Genomic DNA, 8,461 nt, shown 5'->3' on the forward strand with positions numbered 1-8,461 from the left:
GGCTATTGTAAAGAGATATAGGGTCGCAGAACAGGGCTGGTTGAAAAGATTATCAGTGCAGGTTGAGAAGTTGACGGTGGGCGGTATCTATAGCTTTGTCAACGTAAAAACCATACATGTCGACCGTGGTTATTCCGATCATCTTTTCAATTAGTTCGGAGCCGTCTAGTGGATTGATGAACAGGAGAGTAGGTGTTAATGAGCTACTGTAGCGCAAGGCAAACTGATTTGCTGATACCTGATGTCCATCTAGATCGATTAACTGGTAGCCGTCATTGATGATCAGATTTCGAAAAAGTAATCGATCGTCATACCTGCCACTTGCCTGCATCGGCTTGAGAATTTCCTCTTCAATCAGGCGGCAATAACTACAATTTGGCTGGCTGATTAACACCAATAGAAAATGCGAGTCAGCTAACTGGCTGTCTTTCTTCAAGTCGGTTAGCAGAGGTAGCTCTACCGCCTGAAGCGGGATGCTTAGAAATAGCAGGGATAGAAGGCTAAGCCGGGCTAAAAACTCTCTCATAGTTGGTCCAGAAATTCGATAATCCCCTCGACCACCTCGTCAGCATAGAGGTCTCGAAAATAGTGGTCTGCATCTTCGATAAGAAGTGACTCTATGTTTACATTATCGACTTTAGCCATGGCTTCAGGGAGATTACTGACCGTTTTGTCTGCAGAGCCGATAATCACCAGACTGGGGAGAGCCGTTTGTTGGAGCAGGGTCGGCGTATTAAAACGTGAGTCCGGTTTATAATAATTGATAAAGCTGCCAGCGGTCACCTGGGTATCAGCACAGTAGATAAAGTTGGTGGTTTCCATCATGTCGTCAGGTTTCATTTTCTCCGCTTGGCTCAAAACTGACTGAAGCGATTGACCATAACGTTGCTTATAGTTTTCGCGGGCATCAGATTCACTCCAGGTTGCGGGTGCAACCAATACCTGAGCAATAGCCGATTTAGGGTGGAGATTGCTATACCAGGCCGTTTGGTTACCTCCCCGAGAATGTCCGATAAGCACAACCTCATCAGCTCCCTGATTTTTAAGCCATTCAAGCCAAAGGTTTATTTCGCTTACAGCATCGGTATGTTTGTGATTATGAGGCGTTGTGCAATCGTACATGTCGTGACGGTTGTCTAGCCCGAGACTTAGATTGATAGCCAGGCTTGGCAGTTCTTCATCAGAGAGTAAGCCTTGAAGAGTAGATATGATCTCCATGCCGTTATGTGCCAGGGTTCCATGGGTGATCAGAGCGACTCGTCCGTTGACGGGTTGTTCATCCACTCGTTGCAAATTGGCATTAAGGGCGAGAGTTCCTTGTTTTATTGAAACCTCTTCGGCGCATAAAGGGCTGCAGAAAAATACTGAGGTTAAAAGGGCGGTGAAGTAGCCTGACCTGTTAAGCATAACGTTCTACTCTTATTTTTATTGTGTTTCTATAATGGTTATATTCATATATCTATAAGGAATATGCAATCATAGAATAGTCGCACTTAGGTTAAAACGGTAGATGTGAAAGAGGCGCACGAACATTGGAAGTAGGGAGCTAAGAATAGATTAACTAGAAGGTAGATAAAAGGAGCCTGAACAGACTCCTTGATCGTATTTTAATAGAAACCGTTTGTTTGGACGGTTCTGTTTGTTGCGCTTTTAATCATAGTCCTTCGTAGGCCAGAAGCGTGTACACGGGGATGCCAGACTGTAGGATTTTATCAGAACCTTTCAGGTCAGGAAGATCAATTAGGGCAGCGGCTTCGTATACTTCCGCGCCGAGCTCTTTAATAATGGTACAGGCTGCCATGATGGTTCCGCCTGTGGCGATAAGATCATCAAAGACTAGTACTTTATCTCCCTCTGCAACGGCATCTATTTGCATTTCAACCGCCGAAGTACCGTATTCCAGAGCGTATTCACAATTAATAGTTTTACCTGGCAACTTGCCTTTCTTACGTACCAGTACCAGAGGAATGTTGAGTTGGTAAGCCATAATAGAGCTAATCAGGAATCCGCGGGCATCGATGCTGGCAATATGGGTAATATCAGTATCGATATAGCGTTGGATGAAAGCATCAGAGATCATGCGTAATGCTTTTGGGTCTTTAAACAGAGGGGTGATATCTCTGAACATGACACCGGGTTCCGGCCAATCCGGAATTGTGCGCATGACTGACTTGATATAACACTCATCGAAGCTCATTAGGTTTACCTTAAAACAGTATGAATATGGACACAAAATAATACCCGCATAGAGCGGGTATTATGATGCTTCCGGGATGACGTTATGTAAGAGGGCAGGACTTTTCTTCGCTGCTATCTTCGTCTTGAGACTCACCGGACAGTTTGAAAATCTCTTCAATGTTGGTTAGCTCTATCTCTTTACCATCAACACTAACCAGTTCCATTTTCTGGAATCTGGTAAAGATTCTGCTGACCGTTTCAACGGCAAGCCCTAGGTAGTTACCAATCTCATTGCGGGACATCGACAGTCGGAAATTAGTCGTTGAATAGCCACGCGCTTTGAAACGGTTAGAAAGCTTTACGAGGAAAGAGGCTACTCGTTGTTCCGCATTCTTCTTGCTAAGTAGCAGCATCATCTGCTGATCATCACGGATCTCTTTACTCATTGTTCTGAGAATCTGACGACGAAGTTCTGGTAGCTGCCCAGATAGATCATCGAGTCTCTCGAACGGAATTTCACAGACCGTTGTTGTCTCGAGAATTTTCGCCGAAACGGGATATTCCTCGTTATCAAAGCCGCTCATACCAACCAATTCACCAGGGAAGTAGAAGCCGGTAATTTGTTCTTCTCCCTCATTGGTAAGGGTATAGGTTTTGATAGTTCCCGCACGGATTGCGTATACAGATGAAAAAGGTTCGCCCTGATGGAACAGGTGCTCGCCTTTCTTCAGTGGTCGGCTTTTATCGACAATATCATCAAGCCGTTCCATCTCTGTCATATTAAGGGACACGGGTAAGCACAGTGAACTGAGGCTGCATGTACCACAATGAGCCTGCTGCAAGCTATGTAGTTTCCCTTCAGATGCCTTATGGTTGCCCATAAAATGATGTCCTGTATTCGTTATTTTAGACGTAGCTAATACTCGATTATCTACTAAAAAGTACACCGGGTGAAGTGTTTCCGAATCAAATGATACGGGAAAACCCTTTTGTCGGTGACTGCTTCGGTATATAGGCATCGAAAGCCATGCATATTCTGCGAATCAGTAAGCGTCCTGCCGGAGTTACTTCGATACTGTCATTAGTGAGTACAACCAGGCCGTCCCCGGTGAGTTTTTCCAATTCCAGTAACTCTTCATTAAAGTACTCAGCAAAAGATATTTCAAACTGATCTTCAATATCTTTTTTATGTAACTGGAAATGGCAGATCAATTGGGTAATCACTGCCCGGCGGATTCGGTCATCGAGTGTTAGGGTGACGCCGCGCTTAATAGCGTTATCACGCGTTTCTACTGCGGCAGAATAAAGCGCAATGTCATGCTCATTCTGATAGTAAACATCACCTATCTGACTAATAGATGAGACACCCATTGCCACCAGATCGCAATCACTGTGAGTCGTGTATCCCTGGAAATTTCTATGAAGTTTTCCACTTAGTTGAGCCAGCGCCAGTTCATCATCGGGTTTGGCAAAATGGTCCATGCCGATGTAAACATAACCCGCATCAATCAGCTTGCTGATCGTGGTTTCGAGAATAGCCAGCTTAGTCTCAGGGCTGGGCAGGTCTTCAGTTTTGATATGACTTTGTGAACGGAAACGGTCCGGCATATGGGCATAGTTGAATACCGACAAGCGGTCAGGATCGAGATCGATAATGGTATCAAGAGTTTTAGTGAAGCTTCCTAAGGTCTGATGTGGGAGGCCGTAGATAAGATCTATATTGATTGAACGGAATCCCAGGCGTCGGGACTCATTCAATACATCGGCTATCTCTTCTACCGGTTGCACCCGATTTACGGCTTCCTGTACTTTAAGCTCGAGATCCTGAACACCAAAGCTTACCCGGTTGAAGCCGATGTCACGCAGCACTTTGAGCATTTCGTGGTCGACTTCACGGGGATCTATCTCGATTGAGTAATCGCCGGAATCATCATCAAGCAGCTTGAAGTTTTCACGCAACTTCTGCATCAGTTCGATCATCTGATCGTTACTGATAAAGGTGGGAGTGCCTCCGCCTAAATGGAGTTGTTCAACAATCCGGTCATTTGAATACCACTCAGAGAGCTGGACCATCTCTTTATACACTGTATCAAGATAGGGCTGTGCCTTCTTCCGGTTGCGGGTAATTACTTTATTACAAGCACAGTAATAACAAACGTGAGCACAGAAGGGGATATGCACATAGAGTGATAGCGGCGTGTTGAGGTCAGCTGTTTGTTGGCCGGTCCTGACCAGATCAGTAGCAGAGAGTTTTGGATCAAACTGGATTGCCGTTGGGTACGAAGTATAACGCGGGCCTGATAAATCATAGCGGCGGATCAGATCGAGATCCCATTTAATCAGATTGTTCTGGTTCACAATATTTCTCACTTCTACAGCAAAGGGTCGATTATAGAGATTTAAATCGCCCCGGTATTGATGTTTATCAAGCTAGTGTCAGTCCGAATCCCTGCCAGGGAACGGTATATAGCCCGAAAACTATAATCATTACGCCTGCTATGGTTTGGGCTTTTCGATTTTTTAACAAGGCCTGTACCTGGTTCGCCATTAAGCCTGTCGCAAACATGGCGGGTATTGTTCCTAGGCCAAAGCAGGCCATCATTAAGGCTGATGTTCTCCAGTCATTGGCTGTAGCGCTCCAGATCAGAGTGCTGTAAACCAGGCCACAGGGTAGCCATCCCCAGAGTAATCCCAGTGCCAGTGACTGAAGAGGCGTCTGGACGGGTAGTAGCTTACGGCTCAATGGTTGAATATGTTTCCACAAATGACTGCCTTGCCGTTCAAGATAGCTAAGGCCCTTCCATATCTGGGCAACATAGAGCCCCATCATGATCAGAATTATACCGGCCAGGCTGCGCAAAAATAGTGAGACTTCAGGCGAACGAATCAACCATCCGATACTTCCCATCAAGGCTCCAGCTATAGCGTAGCTTAGAATGCGCCCTGAATTGAAGCCAAGAAGAAGTAATGCCGGTCGTTGGTTTTGTCGGTCTATACCCATTGCCACAGCACTTGAAATGCCGCCGCACATTCCTAGGCAATGTGCGCTTCCGAGTAGGCCAAGCAATAGGGCCGTAACGACGGAAAGAGGTTCTATCATTCGCTTTTATCTTGAGGCTTTACGGGCGCTTGTTTTGCATCATCAGGTATCAAATGTTCGTCGTCATCGTAGAGAATGCTGTGAGCTGGTGACTCAAGATCATCATACTGACCGCTGTTAACTGACCAGAAAAACCCCCATATTGCTAAGCCTGAAAAAACAATAGCGATAGGGATGAGCAGGTACATAATATTCATGGTGTGGTTATCTTTCTTGATTGGTCAGGTGATTCTACCCGATTTGTCCGGGCAAGTTTAGACAGTCTAAGGGCGTTGCCAACTACAACTAAAGAGCTGGCAGACATCCCAATAGCTGCCATATAGGGGGCTATCATTCCCGTTGCTGCCAATGGAAGTGCGATCATATTGTAGAATATTGCCCAGCCCAGATTTTGGCGGATAATTTTTTGATTCTTTCTTGCCAGTTGCAGTGCCTGGGGTAAGCGTTGCAGTTCTCCTGATATCAGGACCGCGTCGGCATTGGTTTTAGCAAGATCAGTGGCTGAGCCCATCGCTATGGAGGTCTGCGCACCAGCCAGTACAGGAATGTCATTGATGCCGTCGCCAACCATAATGACTCGGGCTCCATTAGCTTGAAGAGACTGAATATGTTGTAGTTTTTGTTCCGGTGAGACACCTGAAATAATATTTTCAATACCCAGCTCTTTAGCAATATGCCCGACAGCGGCGGAGCTGTCCCCCGTGAGCATCTCAACTTGTAAGCCCATGCGAGTTAGTTGAGCCAGGGTGTTTTTAGCTTGTTTCCGCGGGGCGTCACTTAATCCTATCCATGCAACAGGTTCAGATTCAGACGCCAGTAATAACCATTGTCCGTGATCATCAGGGGCATCATCGTAGCTAAGCGTGGTTAAACAGTGTCGGCTGGCAAAAGCGGGTTTACCAATAAGGTAGCGCTGTCCATTCACTTGGCCTTCCAATCCCAGACCTACGTGATTGGTTATTTCTGCAGCCTGAATCGGTTCCATAAGTTTTGCTTGTACATGGAATGGTTTGGCAATTGGGTGTTCGGAGTGTGCTTCCAGGGCGCAGGCGATAGCCAGCGTTTGCTCATAGTTTAATTGACCGAGAGGGATAACACTTTTTAGTGAAAGGTTGCCTTCAGTCAGAGTACCTGTTTTATCAAAAATGATATGGGTCGCTTTAGCTAAACTTTCCAGTACATGACCTCGGGTAATTAAGAGGCCATTCTGACGCAGTGTTCCAGTAGCAACGGTCAGTGCTGTTGGCGTTGCCAATGATAGGGCGCAGGGGCAGGTAACAACCAGGACCGATAGGGTGATCCAAAACGCATGTTCGGGTGCAATAAACCACCAGCTGATGCCGACAACCAAAGCTGTTAGTAAAACGGCAGCGACAAAATAGCCAGCTAGTTTGTCAGCGATCTGGGCAGCTTTTGGTTTATCCTCGTGGGCTCGCTCTAGAAGCCTTACAATGGCTGAAAGCTGAGTGGCTGCGCCTACCTGTGTAATCTCAATCTGCAGCGGGTTTTCAACATTGCATGTGCCGCCAACGATAGAATCCCCGCTGGCCTTACTAACGGGCAGGTATTCACCGGTTAGCGCAGATTCATCAATACTGCTTTGGCCTGTAAGAATAATGCCATCAGCAGGTACAGTGTGTCCCGGTTTTACCAGTATTCGGTCGCCGATATTCAGATCGGTGGCCGGAACCATTATTTCTTCACCATCCTTCAGTAGAGTTGCGCTGGCAGGTAATAGATTAAGCAGGGAGTTTCCTGCCCGGCCAGTTCGGTGTCTGGCTTTCATTTCCAGAAAACGACCGATCAGCAGAAAGAAAGTGAACATAGTGACTGAATCATAATAGACTTCACCGGAAGCTGTCACGGTTGCCCATATGCTGGCTAGATAAGCCCCGCCAACCGCAAGTGACACTGGGACATCCATGGTCAGATGGCCGGTTTTAATGTCACGAATAGCGGCGCTGAAAAAAGGACGGGCGGAGTAAATAACAACCGGGGTGGCTAAGACAAAGCTTGCCCAGCGAATAAAGTTGACTAGATGATCTTCAATACCTTGCATCTCACCCGCATAAAGAGCCATGGCTAGCATCATTACCTGCATGCAGAATACGCCGGCAATGCCTAGCCTTCGTGTAGCCTTGCGGGTTTCTGATGCAAGCATCTGCTCCTCTTTATCAGGATGGTAAGGATGACCCTGATAGCCGATTCGGTAGATAGAGGTGAGAATGCTACTCAGTTGAATTTCGTCATTATTCCAGCTTAGTTGAGCTCGATGATTAGTAAGATTTACTGATGCCTTTGTTACGCCAGGCAGATTACTTATCTGATGTTCTAAAAGCCAGACACAGGCAGCGCAGGTAATGCCTTCAATAACCAGTGCCGCCTGTTTAATGCCATCTTCGCTTTCTGAAACAAATGCTTTCTGTATAGAGGCTTGGTCATACAAGGCCAATTCGGCAAGTAACTGTTCAGGAATTGAAAGGTCTGTAAACTCTGGCGAACGAGTTTCACCGGTACGGTGTTTATAGTAGTTCTCCAATCCACCATCTGAAATCGCTTGCGCGACAGCCTGACAGCCTGGGCAGCACATGCGCTGGGCTTTGCCCTTAATCAGAGTGATAAAGTTGGAGTGATGGGGGATATCAAGGCCGCAATGAAAGCAGCCTTGATCGTTGTTGCCAGGTTCTTGTTGTGCGTTCATGAATGGCGTTTACTCGGAGCCGAGCTTAAAAATTTGCTCGTCGTAAGGGGGCTCAACTTCAAGCCTTAGTTGCCATGCTTTACCCTCAGGCTGAATAATCAGAAATTTTCTACCTTTCAGGGTTTTATCGAGAGAACCTGCATAATATCCCGGCTGTAATTCACGTAGCGGCACCAGAATGTCCAGAGACGCTCTGGATGGGTGGCCAATGATCAGTTCCAGCTGAGAGGGCAGCGTGGTGTCATTCGAGCTTTTAAGCTTAACAACGACGTCGCCGGTTAGCTGGTCCAACTTAAGATCGCCATATAAACCCATGGTGCGGGCTGCTTCAATGCTAGAGTTATCCGCATGAAAAGCCTTGGCTTTTTTGGTGTATTCATCAAGTACAACGCCATCATTAGTGACGATAGAGGCGGTAATATAGACCGTAGAGTAGAGTACTGTGGCGATTAGAGGTGCCAAAATAAACCACAACCACTGTC

At 46.5% G+C, this 8,461-nt stretch carries 9 protein-coding genes; all 9 read right to left on the reverse strand.

What is annotated here, in order from left to right; genetic code table 11:
* Positions 1-52: 52 nt before the first annotated feature.
* Entirely contained in the window at positions 53-526 is a 474-nt protein-coding gene (locus QZZ54_RS19120; RefSeq protein WP_290705810.1) for a hypothetical protein, read from the reverse strand.
* Positions 523-1,407: an alpha/beta hydrolase gene (locus tag QZZ54_RS19125; RefSeq protein ID WP_290705812.1), complete on the reverse strand. Its 885-nt coding sequence runs from the start codon at positions 1,405-1,407 to the stop codon at positions 523-525. The genes QZZ54_RS19120 and QZZ54_RS19125 overlap by 4 nt, the downstream gene beginning before the upstream one ends.
* Positions 1,408-1,654: 247 nt before the next feature.
* Positions 1,655-2,197 (reverse strand): adenine phosphoribosyltransferase, encoded by a 543-nt coding sequence (locus tag QZZ54_RS19130; RefSeq protein ID WP_290705814.1) that lies wholly within the window; start codon positions 2,195-2,197, stop codon positions 1,655-1,657.
* A gap of 82 nt (positions 2,198-2,279) precedes the next feature.
* Positions 2,280-3,059, reverse strand: a complete 780-nt coding sequence (gene fnr, locus QZZ54_RS19135) for a fumarate/nitrate reduction transcriptional regulator Fnr (protein WP_290705816.1) — start codon at positions 3,057-3,059, stop codon at positions 2,280-2,282.
* 85 nt (positions 3,060-3,144) lie between these two features.
* A complete protein-coding gene (gene hemN, locus QZZ54_RS19140; RefSeq protein WP_290705818.1) occupies positions 3,145-4,536 on the reverse strand; it encodes an oxygen-independent coproporphyrinogen III oxidase in 1,392 nt (463 codons plus the stop codon).
* A 67-nt stretch (positions 4,537-4,603) separates the two neighbouring features.
* On the reverse strand, positions 4,604-5,278 hold the full coding sequence (locus QZZ54_RS19145; protein ID WP_290705820.1) for a sulfite exporter TauE/SafE family protein: 675 nt from the start codon (positions 5,276-5,278) through the stop codon (positions 4,604-4,606).
* Positions 5,275-5,475 (reverse strand): cbb3-type cytochrome oxidase assembly protein CcoS, encoded by a 201-nt coding sequence (gene ccoS, locus QZZ54_RS19150; RefSeq protein ID WP_290705822.1) that lies wholly within the window; start codon positions 5,473-5,475, stop codon positions 5,275-5,277. The genes QZZ54_RS19145 and ccoS overlap by 4 nt, the downstream gene beginning before the upstream one ends.
* Complete coding sequence (locus QZZ54_RS19155) at positions 5,472-7,979, reverse strand: heavy metal translocating P-type ATPase (protein WP_290705824.1); 2,508 nt, start codon at positions 7,977-7,979, stop codon at positions 5,472-5,474. Before QZZ54_RS19155 ends, ccoS begins: the two co-directional genes overlap by 4 nt.
* Before the next feature lie 9 nt (positions 7,980-7,988).
* On the reverse strand, positions 7,989-8,461 hold a 473-nt coding region (locus QZZ54_RS19160; protein ID WP_290705825.1), incomplete at its 5' end, for a FixH family protein.

Source organism: Amphritea sp., from assembly GCF_016744155.1.
Lineage (GTDB): Bacteria > Pseudomonadota > Gammaproteobacteria > Pseudomonadales > Balneatricaceae > Amphritea.

Bases quoted from the DNA above. Each gene is read 5' to 3' on its own strand.
- QZZ54_RS19155 (WP_290705824.1), bottom strand. From the start codon at position 7,979: ATGAACGCACAACAAGAACCTGGCAACAACGATCAAGGCTGCTTTCAT.
- QZZ54_RS19130 (WP_290705814.1), bottom strand. From the start codon at position 2,197: ATGAGCTTCGATGAGTGTTATATCAAGTCAGTCATGCGCACAATTCCG.
- fnr (WP_290705816.1), bottom strand. From the start codon at position 3,059: ATGGGCAACCATAAGGCATCTGAAGGGAAACTACATAGCTTGCAGCAG.
- QZZ54_RS19125 (WP_290705812.1), bottom strand. From the start codon at position 1,407: ATGCTTAACAGGTCAGGCTACTTCACCGCCCTTTTAACCTCAGTATTT.
- QZZ54_RS19145 (WP_290705820.1), bottom strand. From the start codon at position 5,278: ATGATAGAACCTCTTTCCGTCGTTACGGCCCTATTGCTTGGCCTACTC.
- QZZ54_RS19120 (WP_290705810.1), bottom strand. From the start codon at position 526: ATGAGAGAGTTTTTAGCCCGGCTTAGCCTTCTATCCCTGCTATTTCTA.
- ccoS (WP_290705822.1), bottom strand. From the start codon at position 5,475: ATGAATATTATGTACCTGCTCATCCCTATCGCTATTGTTTTTTCAGGC.